Origin of the sequence: Collinsella vaginalis, assembly GCF_900176655.1 — a bacterium.
GTDB classification, from domain to species: domain Bacteria; phylum Actinomycetota; class Coriobacteriia; order Coriobacteriales; family Coriobacteriaceae; genus Collinsella; species Collinsella vaginalis.
In genome coordinates this window covers 17,053-36,357 of sequence record NZ_LT838860.1, presented here as the reverse complement: position 1 = coordinate 36,357, position 19,305 = coordinate 17,053, and the positions used below count along the sequence as shown (strand labels likewise).

The window sequence follows — 19,305 nt, the reverse complement described above, 5'->3', positions numbered from 1 at the left end:
TCAGGCACGGAGCAGATCGAAGAAGCGCCGTTCCAGGGCCGGATCATCCTCGAAGGCGCCGCGGCGGGCGAGCGTCGCCGTCTTGGAGCCAGGCTTGGAGACGCCGCGCATGGTCATGCACATGTGCTCCGCCTCGAGGTAGACGATGACACCGGCCGGGGCCAGGTGCTCCATCATGGCGTCGGCGATCTGGGAGGTGAGGCGCTCCTGCAGCTGCAGGCGGCGGGCGAACACCTCGACCGTGCGCGCGAGCTTCGAGAGACCGGCTACGCGCCCGTTCGGGATGTAGCCGATCGCAGCGGTTCCGTAGAACGGCAGCAGATGGTGCTCGCACAGGGAGAAGAAGGGGATGTCACGCTCGAGCACGAGATCGTTCGAGGTTACCTCGAAGGTGCGGGAGAGGTGCTCGGAGGCGTCGGCGTCCATACCGGCCATGAGCTCGGCGTACATGCGGGCCGCGCGCATCGGGGTCTCGAGCAGGCCCTCGCGATCGGGATCCTCCCCGATACCCTGCAACAGCAGGCGCGTGGCCCTCTCAACCAGTTCCTGATCGACCATCCTCGATGCCTCCTCGCGTCAGTTCGCAGGCCATGGTACCACGGGTGCAGGGCACCGCGACGGAGGCTGCGTATGGTAACGGTTCAGATCATCTCATGCGTGGAGAAGATGGGGTCGTCCTCCCAGAGCGTGACCGCCTCCCTCGCCCCAGCACCTGAGGCCATCTTCTCGCGCGTACGCACGAGGTCGATGATCCGTTGGTTCGAGGAGCCGCGGAACCTCAGGTCGATGTCGTGCTTCGCCTGGACGAAGGGGCCGTCCACCAGGATGTCCGCAAGCTCAAGGATGCGATCTGTGGTGGCGGTCCGGTGATGGCGGCCGCCGGGGACGAGCTCGATGTGAAAGACATCCCCTGTGTAGATCCATATCGTCTTCCCGCTCTCGCGCGGATACGCCTCGCGGACCCGCTCCAAGAAGCCTACGAGCCCTGCCTGATTCTCTGGTTCCATAGGCTCGCCCCCGAGCACCGTGAGGCCGTCCATGAACGGGGTCGCCAGGCTCTCGATGATCTCGTCCTCCACCGCACGGGTGAACGGCTCGCCTGCATGGAAGTTCCACGCGGCCTCGTTGAAGCAGAACGGGCAACCGCGCCGGCACCCCGAGACGAACAGCGACGTGCGCACGCCCTCACCGTTGGCGATATCGGTGTACTTGATCGTTGCGTAATTCATGCACACTCCTCGGGGCTCACCTAGATCGGACGGGACAGCCTGCGGCCATCCCGTCTCCCCGTACTTCCCTCTCACCGTTACATTCTTGGCAGGATTGCCCGCGTTGAGATGCGCTCGTTTGAGCGGACGCATCGACTGCCTCGAGAACAAGAAGCGTATTCCCCCAACGAGAGCGCTGAGGGCCACTTGGGCTCCGCAACCGCGACGACAGCCAAATCTGCCCATGGCCGTTGCAGCCCTCGGGGCGACCGGGACCGCCATCACACAGCAGCCCAGCTTCCTCCTCAGAGACTCTCGCGCCCGCGTGCCCCGTAGCCCGTTCATGGGCTGGGCAGGGGCGCGACGTCCCGGCGCAGTTCGGGCGTAGCCCGCTGTCTGAGCACGGGATGTCGCACCCCTGCCCAGCCCCGAGAACCCCTACAGATGGAGCACCCGGTCGCGGATCTCCTCCGTTCGGCCCTGGTTCCAGAACTGGGTTCCGATGTAGCCGCAGGTGCGACGGGCGACGTTCAGCGTCTCCTGATCGCGGTTGCCGCACTTGGGGCACTCCCAGACGAGCTTGCCATCGTCCTCGACGATCTGGATCTCACCGTCGAAGCCGCATTTCTGGCAGTAGTCGCTCTTGGTGTTGAGCTCCGCGTACATGATGTTGTCGTAGATGTACTGCATCACGCGGACGACCGCCTTGAGGTTGTCCTGCATGTTGGGCACTTCGACGTAGGAGATGGCGCCGCCCGGGGACAGGCGCTGGAACTGGCTCTCGAACTTCAGCTTGTCGAAGGCGTCGATCTCCTCGGTGACGTGCACGTGGTAGCTGTTCGTGATGTAGCCCTTGTCCGTCACGCCGGGGACGATCCCGAAGCGGCGCTGCAGGGCCTTGGCGAACTTGTACGTCGTTGACTCAAGCGGCGTGCCGTAGATGGAGTAGTCGATGTCCTCGGCATCCTTCCACTCAGTGCACTTGTCGTTCATGTGCTGCATGACGGCCATGGCGAACGGCGTGCCGGCGGCATCGGTGTGGGAGGCGCCCGTCATGTACTTGACGCACTCGTAGAGGCCGGCGTAACCCAGGCTGATCGTGGAGTAGCCGCCGTAGAGCAGCGGGTCGATGACCTCGCCCTTGCCCAGGCGCGCGAGGGCGCCGTACTGCCAGAGGATGGGCGCGGCGTCGGAAAGGGTGCCCTTCAGGCGCTCGTGGCGGCAGCGCAGCGCGCGATGGCAGAGCTCCAGACGCTCATCGAAGATCTCCCAGAAGCGGTCCATGTCGCGCTTGGAGGAGAGGGCAACATCGGGCAGGTTGATGGTGACCACGCCCTGGTTGAAGCGGCCGTAGTACTTGGGGCGATCGGGCTCGTAGTTGCCGGCCTTGGCCACGTTGCCGTAACCGTTGCCCGAGCGGTCGGGCGTGAGGAAGCTGCGGCAGCCCATGCAGGTGTAGGTGTCGCCCTCGCCTGCCACCTCGCCCTTCGAGAGCTTGAGCTCGCGCATCTTCTTCTCGGAGATGTAGTCGGGCACCATGCGGCGCGCCGTGCACTTGGCGGCGAGCTCCGTGAGGTGGAAATACGGGGTCCCCTCGGTGATGTTGTCCTCTTCGAGCACGTAGATGAGCTTGGGGAAGGCGGGGGTGACCCAGACGCCGGCCTCGTTCTTCACGCCCTCATAGCGCTGGCGCAGGGTCTCCTCGATGATCATCGCCAGATCGCGCTTCTCGGCCTCGCTACGGGCCTCGTTGAGGTACATGAAAACCGTGACGAAAGGCGCCTGGCCGTTGGTGGTCATCAAGGTGACCACCTGGTACTGGATGGTCTGGACGCCGCGCCGTATCTCATCGCGGAGGCGCTCCTCCACCACGGAGGAGACCTTCTCGGCGTCGGCGCTGACCCCGAGCTCCTCGAGCTCGGAGAGGACCTGGCGGCGGATCTTCTGACGGCTCACGTCGACGAACGGCGCAAGGTGCGTGAGGGAGATGGACTGGCCGCCGTACTGGCAGGAGGCCACCTGGGCGATGATCTGCGTGGCGATGTTGCAGGCGGTTGAGAAGCTGTGCGGGCGCTCGATGAGCGTGCCCGAGATGACCGTGCCGTTCTGCAGCATGTCCTCGAGGTTCACGAGGTCGCAGTTGTGCATGTGCTGGGCGAAGTAGTCAGAGTCATGGAAGTGGATGATGCCCTCGTTGTGGGCCTCCACCACCTCGGCGGGAAGCAGGACGCGCTGGGTCAGGTCCTTGGAGACCTCGCCGGCCATGTAATCGCGCTGCACCGAGTTGACGGTTGGGTTCTTGTTGGAGTTCTCCTGCTTGACCTCCTCGTTGTTGCACTCGATGAGGGAGAGGATCTTATCGTCCGTGGTGTTCTTGGTGCGCTTCAGGCTCTGCAGGTAGCGGTAGATGATGTAGCGGCGGGCAACCTCGAAGTGGCCGAGCTTCATGATCTCGTTCTCGACCATGTCCTGGATCTCTTCGACGGAGACGGTGTGGCCCGCGGCTTCGCAGGCTTCGGCGACGTTCTGCGCGGCGAAGGCGATGCCGCGCTCGCTCAGGCGATCGGCCTCCTGCACCTCGGCGTTGGCCCCCTTGATGGCGTTGATGATCTTGTCGATGTCGAACGCGACCTCGGCTCCGCTCCGCTTGATGATCTTCATGGTTGCCGCCCTTCCCCAGCTCGGTCCGATAGATGCCCTTCGTGGTGGGAAGCCCCCGCCCGATAGGCTCGCGCCCCTCGGGTTCCTCTTCTCCAGCCACGGTTGAACTACGTTTGCATGATGCGCTGTCGCGCGGACACAAGGTTTGGCGCATCGATGCAGCTGATGTGCTGCCCTTCTATAGTAGGCCAACTTCTCCACCATATGATGTACATTTTTTCTTATCAATCACTACATATTGTGTTGCAGCAGGTAAAACGGTTGGATGACAAGTCTGTCATCAACGAACCAGTCGGACGGGTTTATAGGTGTCAACGCGGACACCTGCGGTCTTTCAAGGTGCGTGCGGAGGGCGGGGCGTCGCCATATTTGATTGAAAATCCACTAATCGAGGATTACGAACAGCTGCGGATGTGCGGAGCCACATCTTGTGTTCGCGCGGCGGAGCGGAGGGCGGCTTTGAGTGTGCGGTGTCGGCAGGCCGCTCTCGCTTGGCGGTGGAGCGATGCGCTCACTCAACGTTGGCGCCACTTGCGGCCTGGTTCCCGATCCTCCAACTCCTGCTCTCCGGCCCCGCACTGCCCCGTTCGGCGCAAACGAGCCTCAAAACGTCATCTGGACGGCGGTCCCATGCAAATCGCCTCTGGAATGGCGTCGAGATGACGTTTTGGAGGACACGGGCACGGGCGCCATCCATTAGGGCCACTGGACACAACCTGCATGAGGTTCCGCCCCCCCCGCCGCCACAGGAGGAGAGTATGAAAACGCAAGGTGATAACCATCGTAAAGAGCATTTGACAGCACCGACCCGACCGGTGAACCGGATGTCGAAACCCTTTGATGGTACGATGCGACGCGATGCGCCATGGTTGAGACAGCACGGGGCCACAGCGTGATTGAAGGAGGTGGGGAGCATGGGGTTGGAGATCGGGAACCACATCCGCGGTCTGCGGACGAATGCGGATATGTCCCAAGACGAGCTGGCCGCACGGGTGTATGTGAGCCGTCAGACGATCAGCAGCTGGGAAAATGGCCGAACCTTCCCTGACATCCAGAGCCTGCTCCTCCTCTCCAAGATCTTCAGAGTGACCGCGGACTCCCTTATCAAAGGAGATGTTGAGACCATGGCAAAGACGATCGACAGCGGCATCCGGACCTTCCGCAACCTCAGTGTTGCCATGCTTGCGCTCATTGCGCTCGCAGCCGCTGCGGGCATCTGGTTCACCACACAGACCATCATCTGGAACTGGCCCCTGGAGCACGCGGTGCCGACGCTCCTGCTCGTCGCGCTGTTTGCCGGCGCGGCCATATTCGCCGCCTTCTGGGTGGAGAAGATCAAGCTCGACCATGACCTTGTGATATATCAGGAGGTCCTCGCATTCTACGAAGGACGAGAGCCCGATCGCTCCACCGCGGTGTCCCGCCGCAGGCGCCTTGCACCCTGGTGGATGAAAGCGCTCCGCATCGGCGGCATGGCGATCCTGGGCGGGATTGCGGGTTTCCTGGTCATGTATGTCGAGATGGCGATCGTGGATAGTGTGCTTGGGTGAGCGGTCCTGTAGGTGTATGACCACATGCATACAGGGGCCTCTGTGCATCCAGGACGACGTTCAGAGACCATGTCGATAAAATCAATAGCCGGTGTGGCCGCCCCTACTGGACAACCACACCGGAACCCAAACGATCATCTGGAGCTCTATGCGCGTCTTAACACGCTCAATCTGGGGTGCCAACATGCAGCGCCCGAACCCTTAAGCGCCTGAAGCCTCAGGATATCCCGGTCTAATCAGAGACGGCAGCTAAGCGCTCAGCAAGCCCCCTAAGATCCAAGCCATTAACCTGATCGATGAAAGCCGCGGTCTCCATGGTGAAAACCGGCCTCATCGCTCCGCATATCGATGACGCAATCGATCCTATTGTGTCGGTATCACCTCCCAACGTCGCCGCAATGCTAGCGGCGCGCATTGGATCGCCATCAGCAAGTGTTACCACGGCAAGCGCAGCCGGGGCCGTCTCAGCAGCCGACATACCCGTACCAAACCTATGCCTCAAAGCAGAGATTACAGCGCTGGAACCCTCAGAAAATGCTAGCCTCTGAACGGATTCGAGCCTGCCGACAACGTCAGGCGAAGGGGCGTTGTAGCCACGACGCGCACCTTCGCGCGCCGCATCAAGAGCAACCTCCCAGAGCTCGTAGATTGAATCACCCCCACGAACGCCGTAGCTCACTGCTGTTGCAATGGCCGACGCGCATGCGATCGCCGGGCTTGTATTATGCGTTGGAATACAGATGCATTCGACTTCGTCCACCAGCGAAATAAGGTGCCTATAATCACGCACGATACCGACGGGGCTTATTTTCATCGCCGCGCCATTTGTCACACCAAATATTCCTGCCCGCTCGATTGGCATGCCGCGCTCAATCGATTCAAGGGCACGTCGGGTGCTTGGGCCAACCACGAGGTCTGCAATTGTGCGGTGCTCATCGACCCAAGCCATCAGACCGTCTATATAAGCCTTTGGATCAATAGACCCGCCGCTAGAGATATACATCTCTGCAACAAGCACGGTATTCACCGTATCATCGGTCACCGTCCCCGCCTTCATAGACCTACCGAAAAGGTCTCTTTCGCTCGAAGGATAGAACCGATCGATGCCATTGGGAAACACTTCCTCGATGTCGTCTATGGACATCATCTCAGTGGGCATGCCCATTGCATCCCCAACCGCACAGCCGAGGAGCGCACCCCACGCGCGGTCGGCGCGACTGAAGCTATTCATGCCACCACCTCAGCATTAAAAGGCAACGTACCTTCGGCGTGCACATCGGAGATCGCCGCGATGACCTCATCGCCAGCGGTGACAACATCCTTCGCCGTTACGATGGCATCGAGGCACCCACGCCCGAGTATGGCGTCGAGCGTCATCACAAGGTTATCTGAGGGCCCTTCGACATATGCGACCTCGTCACCGGGCAGCACATGTGAACCCGCAGGCACAAGCCATGTTATTGAGCCTCCGCCATACTTGATCGCATCATCATCGAATGACATGCGCACGAGGATGCCCCCGGCGGATCGAACTTCCATCGCGCCGGGCAGGGATGGGTACGACACCTCGCCCCCGAGTGGAGCGATAAGGGAGGTGCGACCCGCTGTTTCCATCAGGATGCGCGTCGCGCCGGCAGAAGGCGCGGAGCGCACAACCTTGCCGTTAACAGGAGCAATGATGGAAACGTGCTCGTGACGCGTGGCCAGTTTTCCTGCCTCGCCTTCGTCTTCCTCCAATCCCGCATTGTTTTGAGGTTCAATGCCATCATCAAGTGGGCGATAGCTAAGCCATGCAGCCACAAACGCCACGACCATCGTCACAGCAACGGCAATGATGCACGTCATCACCGATGAAGCGTTGCCTGTGGCCGGATCGATGAAACCTGCGAACCCCGTCACACCCATGGTGAGCGCAAACATCCGCGTGCCCGTGAGTCCGGAAATCACCGCTCCGATTGTCCCAGCCACCATGCAGATTCCGAATCGTTTCTTCACCGGTAAGGTGACACCATAGATTGATGGCTCGATGATGCAGAAGCACGCTGAGACCACGGCGCCCACTGACATCTCGCGCATTCTCTCACTTTTTGACCGCATTGCGATCGCGGCGCAAACGGCAAGATGTGCGAAGGATGCGGGGAAAATAAGCCCGATGAGCAGCGTCGATCCCGTTCCCATGAGCTCCATGATGCCGACCGAGATCAGAGCCCAGTGTAGACCGAGAATAACCAAAGGCTGATAGACGAAGGCAAAGACGATATATGCGATAACGGGGACCGTGTCCAGGAGGACATTGATCCCCCAGCTAATTAAGTTAGTGAGCATAATCGAGACAGGGCCCACGATCAAAACTGATATCACCCCAGCAACAAGTACGGTCACAGCGGGGGTCAGAAACATCTGAGCTTTCTGCGGCATGATCTTGTTAGTGTTGCGCTCCACAATCGATGCGAGATAGGTCGCAAATATGATTGGGATCACAGTTGAAGTGTAGCCTGTCGATGGAAACAGTATTGGGATGCTGAAAAACGTCTTGTACACGGGCATAGCAAGCGGGGTACCAGGCAAAAGAGTATATATTGCCTCACCGGAGCCCATACCAGAAGCAAGGTCGGGAAAGACCAGGGCACATCCGAGGATCATACCAATAAAGGGATTCAATCCGAATGCCCTGGCAGACGTGTATCCCAAGATTACCGGAAAGAATGTTAGACAGGCGCTGCCGAGGGCGTTCAGCAGCAAGTACTCCCCACTGTCCTTCACAATAACGCCAGCTGCGACCAGTAAAGCCATAAGACCCGTGATAAGCGCCGTTCCGCCAAGTACCCCCAGCGTCGGGGCGATCGTCTGTGTGATGATGGCGGTCAAGCGGTCGAGAATGCTCCCACCGCTGTCAACAGGAGCCGAGACACCCTCTTCGATTCCCAGTTGATGGATCACCTCCTTGTACACCGCGTCGACATGGGATCCGATCACCACTTGGTAACGTCCTCCCGAGCGTTGAGCAGTAACGATTCCGCCATTGGCAAGCAGGGCATCCTCATCAACCAGATCCTCATCATTCAGTTTGAATCTCAATCTGGTTAGACAGTGCGTGACGTCTTGAACGTTCTCGCGACCGCCCACATTCTTGATTACGAATGCGGCCAGCTCACGGTAATCAGCCATGATCCTTTACCTCTTTCTCCTGCATAGTGTGCTGAACATGAATAGTCAGATACAAGAGCTCCTCTCCGCCAACATGGCAACCATATTTGTCCTCGATGTATTGCGTAATCGACTGCGCGCAGCGATATGCGGCACCATAGGTCGCAGAAACCACGCGGAGTAAATCCAGATCTTCTTTTGCGCTGCTGAAATCCTCGGAATCTTGTATGCGGTTCGCAAAATACCTGAGGTGGTTGATGAGACGCGAGTGAACAGGTGAGTCCTCGGCAATATCGATACCAAGCTCGATGCGAATGATTTCCAGAACACCTGCGATGACTTCGGCGACAAACGACGCACGTTGAATTCCAGAACCTGATCCTGTCTCTGCGTTGACAATATGAAGCGCGATAAAACCCGCCTCGTCCATTGGAAGATCGATGCCTGTGTTCGCATGAATAACGCCAAGGGCCTGCACGCCAAGGCGATACTCATCGGGATAGAACCGAACGACATCGATCAGGAGTCCATTGGGAACGCGAAGACCTTTTACATAATTTGAAAGAGCCTGGTTGAGGTGGTCAGCCAGAGCAATATAGAGAGATTCACTCACCTCACGTCCAAGGCCCGCTTTTACCATATCCACAATTTGCTCAACAGCACGAATCTGATCGATCGGAAGCTCAGTTAGAAGCTCTTCGAAACGGAGACGTAAGTCGTCCGTTGAGAGCGAGAAAACCTTTTCGATGCGATCGGAGTTTGGAGGCTCTCCAACCATCCGCCCATATGCCACACCTTTGCCAGTAACGATCTTTTCTCGACCGTACTCATCCATTACAGCAGCTGCGTTATTGCTGAGAAGTTTTCGGATCCTCACAACAGCCTCTTTACACTCGATACCTTCATACGCACATACAAAGTTGTTTTATCCAAATAGAAAAAGACCTGCCCGCGACAAAGGTCGTAAACCTCAATCGCAGACAGGCCTAGCTTGCTAATGGCAATCACTACCCTGTATATGTTTGAAAGTATACTGCGCTCTTGAGTGCTCCCCCGATGAGCGAACTTGGATAATCGGTGAACGGCAGGCTCTCGCAGAGCGCATTCCGAAATATGGAAACCTAGCTGTAAAAAAACAGCCCAGAGGATATGTCCTCAGGGCTGTGAACTTTGTGGTGGGCGTTACAAGATTTGAACTTGTGACCTCTTCCGTGTCAGGGAAGCGCTCTCCCCCTGAGCTAAACGCCCGTCTCAGGTGCGCGTTTTTGCGCAAGGAGTACTATACCAAGCCCCGACGGCCGTCGCAAGACCTTTTTGGATTGATTTACTGACACGCGGTCGGGCAACGAGAAACGGTCGAACACCCGCGTGTTTCCCCACGGACCGAGGGACTCAGAAACGTTTTGCTCGCACGTAGCGCAGTGTTCGGCGCTCGATTTTGCGGCGGGCTTTGGTGCACACCCCTGAAAACAAAACAGCCCAGAGGCTGAAACAGTACCTCTGAGCTGCTGCTCTCCTATGGAGGCGACGCCCGGATTCGAACCGGGGGTAAAGGCTTTGCAGGCCTCTGCCTTACCACTTGGCCACGTCGCCGATGAAAAAGGCCGATTTTTCAACCGGCCCTTCGCATGCGATGGAGCGGACAACGGGACTCGAACCCGCGACCCCAACCTTGGCAAGGTTGTGCTCTACCAACTGAGCCATGTCCGCTTGCGAGAAAGTAATATACGCGATTTGCAAGGACCATGCAAGGGGGAATTTTAAAAAGTCTGCCGCAAAGGGGCGCTATACACTCGAAACCGCAGGTCTCTCATGCTGTGAGCAACTTCTCAAACCATGGGGAGGCGGTCTCCCAGACACCACCACCTCCGGCGCAACTGGACTGAGTCGAATCTCCAGACTGTAAGACCACAGGAGGGCGCTCGGCGCCCCTCACGCAACGGGATCCAGCAGCTTGACCAAACGCACGCTCGTACCGCAGACGCCGTCGTTGCGGCGGCGGACCTCGACGCTGTCCATCAGCATGCGCATGAGGCGGATCCCCCGTCCGCGCTCCTCGCTCTCCTCAGGCTCCTCGTCGTCGGCGATCTCGAACCCGCAACCACGATCCCGCACCTCGACCACCACGCGATCAGCGTACGCGCGAATCGACAGCAGGCTGTCCTTTCCATCACCGTGGTCGTAGGCGTTCGAGAGCGCCTCCCCAGCGGCAAGGGCTGCATCGAACCGCGCCTGATCCCCCATCGCCACCTCGTCGAGCAGCTCGCTCACACGGCGACGGCACTCGCACAGATGCTCGATGCCCGCCGGAACCTTCATCGTACGGCTCCACCGGGGCATGGCGTCGGGCGCAAGCACCGGAAGCGGCGGCTTATCAGCCGGCGTCACGTGCAGGATGTCGATCAGTTGGGCAATCTGAAAGATGCGCAGGATCTGCGGAGATGCGTTCGCAAGCGAGAGCACGCCCCCGCGCGCGACCATCTGGCGCGTCCGCGAGAGCAGCAGGGCGAGGCCGCTCGAATCGATGAAATCAACGTTCTGACAGCCGATGATCACCCGGCGCGTCTCGGTGTCAAGGACCGCGTCAAGCTGCTCGCGCAGCAGCGGCACGGTGTTGATGTCGATGTCGCCTGAGGGCGCGATAACCGCTATGTCGTTCATCTCGTTCTTCATGCCGCTATCGTTCCCCTATGCAATCGGGCTCAACCGCAGCGTCCGGCGAGCGGACGAAGCCGTCACAGGAACGGCACCGAATCTGCGAAAAGCGGACCAAAGCCGTCGACCCGCACCGCACCGCCATCATCAGGCCCCCGCCTCCCCTGCGGTCTCCTCCGCCACGCCGAGCTCCAAGGCCACCATGGCGACATCGTCATCCAGCGCCGATGCGGTAAACTCATCCAGGCGGGCGAGGACCTGCTCGCACAGACCGTGCACCCCTTGCGAGCTCACGGAGAGCACGGTGTCGCGCAGGCGCTGCTCGCCGAAGAACTCACCCGCCGGATCGCGTGCCTCGATGGCCCCATCCGTGTACATGAACAGCAGGTCGCCCGGGTCGAACTCAAAGGAGCCGCTCGTGTAGCGCATCGTGTCGAAAGCGCCCACCACACCGGACTGCACGGTGAGCAGCTCGAGTTCGCGGCCGGGATGCACGAGCATCGTGGGCGGGTGCCCGGCAGAGCAGTACGTGGCCACGCGGGCGCGCAGGTCGATCTTCACGACGAACACGGTGACGAAGGTCTCCACGCGCGAGAAGGCCGTGAGCATGCGGTTCAGGGCCCGCACCATCGTGGCCGGCGTCATGCCCTCCCAAGCGTAGGCCGTGAGCGCGGTCTTCGCCATGGCGGACATCGAAGCCGCCTCGACGCCCTTGCCCGACACGTCTCCCAGGATCATGACGGCGCGGTCGTCGGGCAGGCGAATCAGCGTGTAGAAGTCGCCGCCCACGAGCGCCTGCTTCGTCGCGGAGGAGTACAGCGAATCGCAGGCGATTCCCGGGACCTCGCCGAGGGCGTTCCTCATTCCGATCTGCAGGGCCTGCGCGATCTGGTGATCGGCCCCCCTCGCGCACTCACCCGCGTCGATCAGCTCGTAGTCGCGGATCAAGCGCTCGAGGTAGTCGTACTCGATATCGTCGACGGGCTCCTGGCTGGCGTCACGCAGGAGGAGGAACATGCACCGCGGCGTACCCTCCCCGGAGCGCGCGAGCTCGACCGTGTCGACCGGAGCCGACCCGCCATCCGACGTCTCGGGGGGGACGGCATCGGGGCCCAGATCCACGAAGGCGCCCTGGCACGGCATGCCCTGATCCCGCAGCCAGCGCCCCGCCGGCGTGGTCAGGTCGATGCGGGCGAGCCGTCGGGCAAGCGAGGGACCGGCGCCCCTCCCCTCGCCCCCGAAGCCGCCGGTGCGAGCCGTCACGCCCGTCCGCGAGGCCGGGGCCGTGGTGGAGAAGAAGAGACCGTCGATCCCCCCGGGGAGCTCGACGAGGTTCCCCCCTTCGAAGTCAAGGAGGTAGCGGTCTCGTAGGCGGTCCCGGAGGATCGGGAGCATATGGCAGGAGAGGGCGCGGCTCGCCTCGGTGATCAGAGAGCGCCAGGCGAGCCCGCGATCGCCACCGGCGGCGAACAGCGTGTCGCGCAGGCGGTTGAGGGAGCGCGTGAGCTCGGAGGTTCGCTGGGCCCTCATGGCGCTCACCAGGCCCACGAGCTCGATGGAGAGGTAGTCGCAGACGACCTCGAGCACGCGGACATCGCTCTCGCGCGGCGTGGTCGGCCTCATCCAACCGAGCTCGATCACACCAAGGACCTGGGTGCCGAAGTAGACCGGAACGGCGATGAGGGCCTTGAACGGCGGCGTGTCCTGCATGCGCAGGGGCGTCGACTCGCGGGTGTCGAGATCGTAGAGGGTGGCAGCCCGGCCCCCGCCTGAGGCCGCCACGACGGAGAACCGGCACGGCTTGCCCACATGCAGGACATAGGTGGCCACGCCCGACCCGAAGGGGACGAATTCGGGCAGATAACCCGTGCGATCTGCGAGCGAGGACGAGGTTCCCCGCAACTTGAAACCGCCGTTCTCCGCAAAGTAGATCGTGGCGCCCCCGGCATCCAGGGTGTCGACGAGGCGGTTCAGGACGGTGTCGAGCAGCTGCGGCATGTCGCGCGAGCCGACGGTGGACATGATGATGGAGAGGGTGCCCGAGAGGCGCTTGTTGGCGGACTGAAGCTGGGAGAGCAGGCGGCGCGTGCGGCGGTCGTTCTCATACTGCTCCTCAAGGCTCTTTATGACCACGAGGAGGCGGTCGCGATCGCGGCGCCTGCGGCCGAACGGAATCCGATGCGCGATCATGCCGAGGGCGCGAACGCGCACCGGGATGAACGATCCGTCCGCGAGCTTGAGCATGAGGGTGTTGTCGCTGCCGTCGGTGGTGAAGGGTAGGCGATGGTCCTGAGACCGCTCGAAATCGGCGCTGAAGAGCAGGTCCTTGATGTCGACGTCGACCACGTTGCGGCGACGTTCCTGCATGAGGGAGAGCAGCTGGTGGTTGACGTGGATCACCGTGCCATCGGGATCGACGAGCGCAACCGCGTCGCTTGTGATCTCAACCAGGCGGACGATCTCGGTGATCTCGCCTTCTGACATAGCCTCCATGTGCGCCTCCTTGCGTTCCACGCTTCAGGGTCGGTCAGGGTCGGCTTGGTAGATGGGGAGCGGGCCCATGAGGCCCGTTCGACACGGCTCGCGGCGGTCTGAGCACCCGACTCATCAGGCCCACGCGAACCACCAAGGCCGGCTGCGAGCCCCGTCATCTACAGAAACGCATGATAGCACGCGCTGCAAAACCGGCTGAGCAGCGGCTGGGCGGGATGGCCAGAGAGGGCAGCGGGCACCCTGGAACACGGCCTACAGCACCCCGCCCCTGCACTGTAGGAGCGCCGCGCACCCAGGGGCGCACGGCAATTCAAATCGACAGACGGGTATGGGGCCCGCCGCCGCATCTCGACGGTCGGACCTAAGCCGTTCAAACTGGCCCGGCGGGGCCCACAGCTAGCTGCCTGCGATCCCCTCTACTCGCTGCCCAGGAACGCGCCGGACTGACGGCTCCAGAGGGCCTCGTACTCGCCGCCGGCCTCGACGAGCTCGGCATGCGGGCCGTCCTCGACCACCTGGCCGTCGCGGATGACCACGATGCGGTCGAGCTCGGCCACGGTCGAGAGGCGGTGCGCGACCACGATCGCGGTGCGCCCGCGCATGAGCTGGGTGAGGGCGTCCTGAATGAGCTTCTCGCTCTCGGAGTCAAGCGCGCTCGTCGCCTCGTCGAGCACCAAGATGGGGGCGTCGGTGAGCATGGCGCGGGCGATGGCGATGCGCTGGCGCTGGCCGCCGGAGAGCTTGACGCCGCGCTCACCCACCTGCGTCTCGAACCCGTCGGGCAGCTTCTCGATGAACTCGAGGGCGTTCGCCTCGCGAGCCGCCTCGACGATCTCCTCCTCGATCGCATCGGGCTTGCCGTAGGCGATGTTCTCCCTGATGCTGCGGTGGAAGAGCAGGGGCTCCTGCGGCACGTACGCGATGCTCCGGCGCAGGCTCACCTGGTTCACCCGGGAGATATCCTGCCCGTCGATGCGGATCTCGCCGCCGGTGAGATCGGCGAGGCGCAGCAGCAGGCTCGTGAGCGTCGTCTTGCCCGAGCCTGAGCGACCCACCAGGCCCACGCGCTGACCTGCGGGGATGGAGAGCGAGAAATCACTGAACACCGTATCGCCCTCGCTTGCGTCGGCGTACCTGAAGTCGACGTGGCTGAAATCGATCGCTCCCTCCCCCACCTTCAGGGCCGGCGCGTTCGGCTCGTCATCCACGAGACGGGGCTCATCGAGGACAACGGTTAGGTCATGGGCCTCGCCAAATGAGCGGTTGATGGTTTGGAAGGTCTGGGCGAGCATGTTCATGCGCATCGTCAGGGCGTTCGTGTAGGTGAACATCATAACGACGGTGCCGGCTGAGATGCCGAACCACGCCGTTCCCCCGGCGATGAAGATAGCCACAATCGTCATCATGAGGACGATCATCGAGCTCGTGACCGCACCGGTCTTCACGGTGCGCAGCATCCGCGCCGAGTCGGCCCGGCGCGAGTCCTCGTTTGCCGCTTCGAAAAGCTGCTGCTCGTAGGCCTCGCGCGCCGAGGTCTTTACCGCGAGGATGTTGGTGATGGAGTCTGAGAGCTCGCCGGAGAGGCGGTTCTGGGCGGCACTCGCGGCGTCGTTGTAGGGCAGGATCTTCCGGTAGAGCCGGTAGACCACAGCGGTGTAAACGATGACCACCACCGTGAGGACCGCGGCGTATGCCGGGACGAGCGGGGCGAGCAGGCCGATGGTGAGGACCGCCGACGCCACCGTCGGCAGGGCCGCGTAGGTGAAGTTGTGCACGAGCTGCGTATAGGCCCCAAGGAACTTCTGCGTCGAGCTGACCAGCGCACCGCCGAACCGGTTGGTGTGGAAGGTCATCGACTGGTTCGAGAGGGCGTCGAAGGCCTCACGGCCGAGCTCGAAGCTGCCGCCGATCTCCAGGCGGGCGCAGGTGTAGTCCTGCAGCTTGCTGCAGACCTGGCCGAGGGTGTTCACGACGATGAGCGCCAGGATGGCCGGGCCGAAGGTGGGAATGACCTCATCTGCTCTGATGCCGCCGGCCCCCACCATGTCGACGATGCCACCGATGATGTAGGGATTCATGAACGATAGGAAGAACACGAAGCCCAAGGTTGTCAGGACGTTTGCGATGAACATGGGCATTTGGCGCCTCAGCACGCGCCAGAAGTATTGAAGCGACCGCATGGTCACCGCGACAGATGTGCGCGTCCGTGCGTTAGCTGATGAGCTCACAGCTGATCTCCTCCCAGATATATATGCATACTTAGGGACTGTACCCACTGGGGCCCGCTTCGACACGAGGGTGCGATGGCGGTGGGCGCGGGAATGTGGGCAGCAAGTCACGGGCCCGGCGTGCGCGTTGACCCCTGTACGCTGGCCCTCTATGAGAAACGGACGCAGGGGGCGCATGACGGCGGGCGCCGCGGGCTGCACGCGATACAAAGAAAAACGCGAACCCAGATGGATTCGCGTCTACAATGCGCTGGTGTCGGAGGCGGGACTTGAACCCGCATGACCGCAATGTGGTCACTAGCACCTCAAGCTAGCGCGTCTGCCAATTCCGCCACTCCGACGTGGTTTCAGCAAGGAGAATAATAACCCGAACGGTTCAGACAGTGCAAGAACTTTTTTGGGAAGTTTGGAAGTCAGTCCAAGCCGTTCGATCGGCGCGCCCTTTCGACGCGACTTTGGCTGGCAGGGTGCCCGCGCATGTGATCGACATCAAGCACATCTTCATGTGGTTTGAGCATGGCCAGGGAAAGATAGTATCCAAAAACATACTCTTGACAACGCTTTGAAGCCGTTTTGCCTTGAGACAGCGAGTAAAGTACGTTTTCCTAGACGAAAGAGCATGCAGCCATCCAGCCTGACCGGGATGACGTCCAAAACATACTTTGGACAAGCTCTGAAAGCAGATTTGCCTCAAGACGATGAGTAAAGTACGTTTCCCTGGGCAAAGGCGCGCACGATTCTCTCCCTAGCAGCAATGACCTCCAAAACATACTCTCGACAGCGTCCAGAGGCAAATCTGCCAAAACGCGATGAGTAAAGTACGTTTTCCCGGCCAAACGAGCGCGCGGGCGTCGTCCCGGGTGGAACGATGTCAAAAACATACTTTCGGCAGTGCCTCCTGGCAGATCAGCCAAAAAGCGAGGTCTAAAGTACGTTTCTTGCACGAATTAAGTCTCCCGGGGCCAAAGCCATGAGCCCCCATATCCCAAGCTCTGCTATCCCAGGGCCGCAGCCACGAGCCTTGCACTCCAGGATCCGCTCATCCGGGGCCGCAAACCCCGCAACCTGAGGCGCCGCTCACCTCCCCCTTCTCTGGAAAGGGGCCAACGCACAGCGGGCTCCCCTCGCTACTCCCGGCGCGTTCGCGAAGCCACGCGCCGGGAGTAGCGAGGGAAGCCCGCGTCAGGGCAACGAAAACCCCTACAGGTCGATATGGCTCTCCTTGATCGGGAACGCCTCGGCAAAGTGGCAGGCGCACCGATGTCCGGGAGCGACCTCCTTGAACTCGGGCTGCTCCTTCGAGCAAATCGCCTGAGCGATCGGGCAACGGGTGTGGAATCGGCACCCGGTCGGCGGATCGATCGGCGAAGGCGGATCGCCGGCAAGAATGACGCGGCGACGATCGCGCTGAATATCCGGATCGGGCACGGGCACGGCGGACAGCAGGGACTGCGTATACGGATGGTGCGGCTCGGCGTAGAGGCTCTTCCAATCGGAGACCTCCACCATCTTGCCGAGGTACATCACGGCCACGCGGTCGGAAATGTGCTGCACCACCGAGAGGTCGTGCGCGATGAAGAGATAGGCCGTGCCGAAACGGTTCTGCAGGTCCTTGAGCAGGTTCAGCACCTGCGCCTGGATGGACACGTCGAGGGCCGACACCGGCTCGTCGCAGATGATGAGCTTCGGACGCAGGGCGAAGGCGCGGGCGATGCCCACACGCTGACGCTGGCCGCCGGAGAACTCGTGCGGGTACCGGTTGATGTGCTCGGGATTCAGGCCCACCACATCAAGGAGCTCGCGCACGCGGTCCATGCGCTCCTCATGCGTGCCGACGTTGTGGATGGTCATCGGCTCGGAGACGATCTCGCCGATGGTCATGCGCGGGTTCAGGCTCGCATACGGGTCCTGGAAGATGAACTGCATGTCGCGGCGCATGGCCTTGAGCTCCTGCTTGTTCATCACAGAGACATCGCGGCCGTCGAAGAAGACCTTGCCCTCGGTGGGGCGGTTCAGGCGCATGATGGTGCGGCCCGTGGTCGACTTGCCGCAGCCCGATTCACCAACCAGACCGAAGGTCTCGCCCGGATAGATCTCAAACGAGATGTCCTTCACCGCGGAGACGACGCTCCGGGAGAGGCGGCCGCCGAAGACGCCGGAGCCGGCGGGGAACTCCTTGCTCAGATGCTCGACCTTGAGCAGGGGCTGTTTCTCAGTGGATGCCATGGCTTACGCCTCGCCTCCCTCGGAAGTGGACCGATTCGCCTTGACGGGCTCGCCCAGGGCGACCTCACCGCGCGAACGCGAGGTGTCGGGTGCGTTGGCAGCGACGAAGGCGTCGTCGTCAGCAAAGTGGCAGGCAGCGTAGTGGCCGTCGCCGTGGGCGTGCTTCTCCGGGCGCTCGTTCATGCAGCGCTCCTGCGCATAGGGGCAACGCGGCGCGAATGCGCAGCCCTTCGGTAGGTTCACCAGCGAGGGCGGGTTGCCGTGGATGGGCGTGAGCGGCTTCTTCTCGTCGATCGCCTGCTCGGGGATCGAGCGGATGAGGCCCCAGGTGTAGGGGTGGCGGCTCTCGTAGAAGATCTCCTCGGCGGTGCCGAACTCAACCGGGTGGCCGGCGTACATAACCATGATCTTGTCGGCCATGTCGGCGACGACGCCCAGGTCATGCGTGATCATCACGATCGCGTTGCCGTTCTTCTCCTGCATCTCCTGCATGAGCTCGATGATCTGCGCCTGGATGGTCACGTCGAGTGCCGTCGTAGGCTCGTCGGCGATCAGGATGTCGGGGTCGCAGGCGAGCGCCATGGCGATCATGACACGCTGGCGCATGCCGCCCGAGAACTGGTGCGGGTACTCGTTCGCGCGACGCTCGGGCTCGGGGATACCCACGAGGTCGAGGAGCTTGACGGCCGCCTCATGCGCCTCCTGCTTGGAGTAGCCGCGGTGCAGGCGCAGACCCTCCCCCACCTGCTTGCCGACCTTGTAGACCGGGTTCAACGAGGTCATCGGATCCTGGAAGATCATCGCGATGTCGTTGCCGCGGACGTGCTGCATCTCCTCCTCGGACATGTTCAGGAGATCATGCCCGCGATAGGTGACGCGACCCCCCTCGATCTTTCCGGGAGGCATCGGGATCAGGCCCATGATGGTCATGGCCGTCACGGACTTGCCCGAGCCAGACTCGCCCACCACGCCGAGGGTTTCGCCGCGGTCGAGCGTGTAGCTCACACCGTCGACGGCATGCACGATGCCGTCCTCGGTGTGGAAGTACATCTTGAGGTCGTCGACCTCGAGCAGATGCTGGCCCTCGGGGACCGGCAGCGTCTTGAGATCCACGTGGGAGCTGTTCTTCTTTGCCAT

Annotated in this window: 12 protein-coding genes and 4 tRNA genes; 1 reads left to right on the top strand and 15 read right to left on the bottom strand. The window is 61.6% G+C overall.

Going from position 1 to position 19,305, the window contains the following annotated elements:
* The 3 genes from folE to nrdD form a co-directional block, all read right to left on the bottom strand.
* Nucleotides 1–558: a GTP cyclohydrolase I FolE gene (gene folE, locus CAP13_RS08995; protein ID WP_085831258.1), complete on the bottom strand. Its 558-nt coding sequence runs from the start codon at nt 556–558 to the stop codon at nt 1–3.
* Nucleotides 559–641: 83 nt separating this feature from the next.
* Nucleotides 642–1,229, bottom strand: coding sequence for an anaerobic ribonucleoside-triphosphate reductase activating protein (gene nrdG / locus CAP13_RS08990; protein ID WP_085831257.1), 588 nt, complete (start codon nt 1,227–1,229; stop codon nt 642–644).
* A gap of 417 nt (nt 1,230–1,646) precedes the next feature.
* A complete protein-coding gene (gene nrdD / locus CAP13_RS08985; RefSeq protein ID WP_085831256.1) occupies nt 1,647–3,869 on the bottom strand; it encodes an anaerobic ribonucleoside-triphosphate reductase in 2,223 nt (740 codons plus the stop codon).
* A gap of 914 nt (nt 3,870–4,783) precedes the next feature.
* Between nrdD and CAP13_RS08980 the strand changes: the two genes are divergently transcribed.
* Complete coding sequence (locus CAP13_RS08980) at nt 4,784–5,419, top strand: helix-turn-helix transcriptional regulator (protein WP_085831255.1); 636 nt, start codon at nt 4,784–4,786, stop codon at nt 5,417–5,419.
* Between the two features lie 232 nt (nt 5,420–5,651).
* Here CAP13_RS08980 and CAP13_RS08975 read toward each other — a convergent pair whose 3' ends face one another.
* The 12 genes from CAP13_RS08975 to CAP13_RS08915 all read right to left on the bottom strand — a co-directional run bounded on the left by CAP13_RS08975 (nt 5,652) and on the right by CAP13_RS08915 (nt 19,305).
* The gene (locus tag CAP13_RS08975) at nt 5,652–6,650 is read right to left on the bottom strand and encodes an ADP-ribosylglycohydrolase family protein (protein WP_085831254.1); all 999 of its coding nucleotides are present in this window, start codon (nt 6,648–6,650) and stop codon (nt 5,652–5,654) included.
* Nucleotides 6,647–8,587, bottom strand: a complete 1,941-nt coding sequence (locus CAP13_RS08970; RefSeq protein WP_085831253.1) for a PTS transporter subunit EIIC — start codon at nt 8,585–8,587, stop codon at nt 6,647–6,649. The genes CAP13_RS08975 and CAP13_RS08970 overlap by 4 nt, the downstream gene beginning before the upstream one ends.
* Entirely contained in the window at nt 8,580–9,443 is an 864-nt protein-coding gene (locus tag CAP13_RS08965) for a PRD domain-containing protein (RefSeq protein WP_281249012.1), read from the bottom strand. Before CAP13_RS08965 ends, CAP13_RS08970 begins: the two co-directional genes overlap by 8 nt.
* Nucleotides 9,444–9,739: 296 nt before the next feature.
* Nucleotides 9,740–9,814, bottom strand: a tRNA-Val gene (locus CAP13_RS08960).
* A gap of 271 nt (nt 9,815–10,085) precedes the next feature.
* A tRNA-Cys gene (locus CAP13_RS08955) sits at nt 10,086–10,159 on the bottom strand.
* Between the two features lie 41 nt (nt 10,160–10,200).
* Nucleotides 10,201–10,276, bottom strand: a tRNA-Gly gene (locus CAP13_RS08950).
* A 222-nt stretch (nt 10,277–10,498) separates the two neighbouring features.
* The gene (locus CAP13_RS08945; RefSeq protein ID WP_085831251.1) at nt 10,499–11,239 is read right to left on the bottom strand and encodes an anti-sigma factor antagonist; all 741 of its coding nucleotides are present in this window, start codon (nt 11,237–11,239) and stop codon (nt 10,499–10,501) included.
* 129 nt (nt 11,240–11,368) lie between these two features.
* Complete coding sequence (locus tag CAP13_RS08940; protein ID WP_085831250.1) at nt 11,369–13,714, bottom strand: SpoIIE family protein phosphatase; 2,346 nt, start codon at nt 13,712–13,714, stop codon at nt 11,369–11,371.
* A 416-nt stretch (nt 13,715–14,130) separates the two neighbouring features.
* On the bottom strand, nt 14,131–15,852 hold the full coding sequence (locus tag CAP13_RS08935) for an ABC transporter ATP-binding protein (protein WP_245798995.1): 1,722 nt from the start codon (nt 15,850–15,852) through the stop codon (nt 14,131–14,133).
* A gap of 341 nt (nt 15,853–16,193) precedes the next feature.
* Nucleotides 16,194–16,283: transfer RNA gene (locus CAP13_RS08930), tRNA-Leu, on the bottom strand.
* A gap of 859 nt (nt 16,284–17,142) precedes the next feature.
* Nucleotides 17,143–18,168, bottom strand: coding sequence for an ABC transporter ATP-binding protein (locus CAP13_RS08920; RefSeq protein WP_085831248.1), 1,026 nt, complete (start codon nt 18,166–18,168; stop codon nt 17,143–17,145).
* A 3-nt stretch (nt 18,169–18,171) separates the two neighbouring features.
* Complete coding sequence (locus tag CAP13_RS08915) at nt 18,172–19,305, bottom strand: ABC transporter ATP-binding protein (protein WP_085831247.1); 1,134 nt, start codon at nt 19,303–19,305, stop codon at nt 18,172–18,174.

Coding starts and splice junctions, on each gene's coding strand:
- folE (WP_085831258.1), bottom strand. CDS start 558: ATGGTCGATCAGGAACTGGTTGAGAGGGCCACGCGCCTGCTGTTGCAG.
- nrdG (WP_085831257.1), bottom strand. CDS start 1,229: ATGAATTACGCAACGATCAAGTACACCGATATCGCCAACGGTGAGGGC.
- nrdD (WP_085831256.1), bottom strand. CDS start 3,869: ATGAAGATCATCAAGCGGAGCGGAGCCGAGGTCGCGTTCGACATCGAC.
- CAP13_RS08980 (WP_085831255.1), top strand. CDS start 4,784: ATGGGGTTGGAGATCGGGAACCACATCCGCGGTCTGCGGACGAATGCG.
- CAP13_RS08975 (WP_085831254.1), bottom strand. CDS start 6,650: ATGAATAGCTTCAGTCGCGCCGACCGCGCGTGGGGTGCGCTCCTCGGC.
- CAP13_RS08970 (WP_085831253.1), bottom strand. CDS start 8,587: ATGGCTGATTACCGTGAGCTGGCCGCATTCGTAATCAAGAATGTGGGC.
- CAP13_RS08945 (WP_085831251.1), bottom strand. CDS start 11,239: ATGAAGAACGAGATGAACGACATAGCGGTTATCGCGCCCTCAGGCGAC.
- CAP13_RS08940 (WP_085831250.1), bottom strand. CDS start 13,714: ATGGAGGCTATGTCAGAAGGCGAGATCACCGAGATCGTCCGCCTGGTT.
- CAP13_RS08935 (WP_245798995.1), bottom strand. CDS start 15,852: ATGCCCATGTTCATCGCAAACGTCCTGACAACCTTGGGCTTCGTGTTC.
- CAP13_RS08920 (WP_085831248.1), bottom strand. CDS start 18,168: ATGGCATCCACTGAGAAACAGCCCCTGCTCAAGGTCGAGCATCTGAGC.
- CAP13_RS08915 (WP_085831247.1), bottom strand. CDS start 19,305: ATGGCAAAGAAGAACAGCTCCCACGTGGATCTCAAGACGCTGCCGGTC.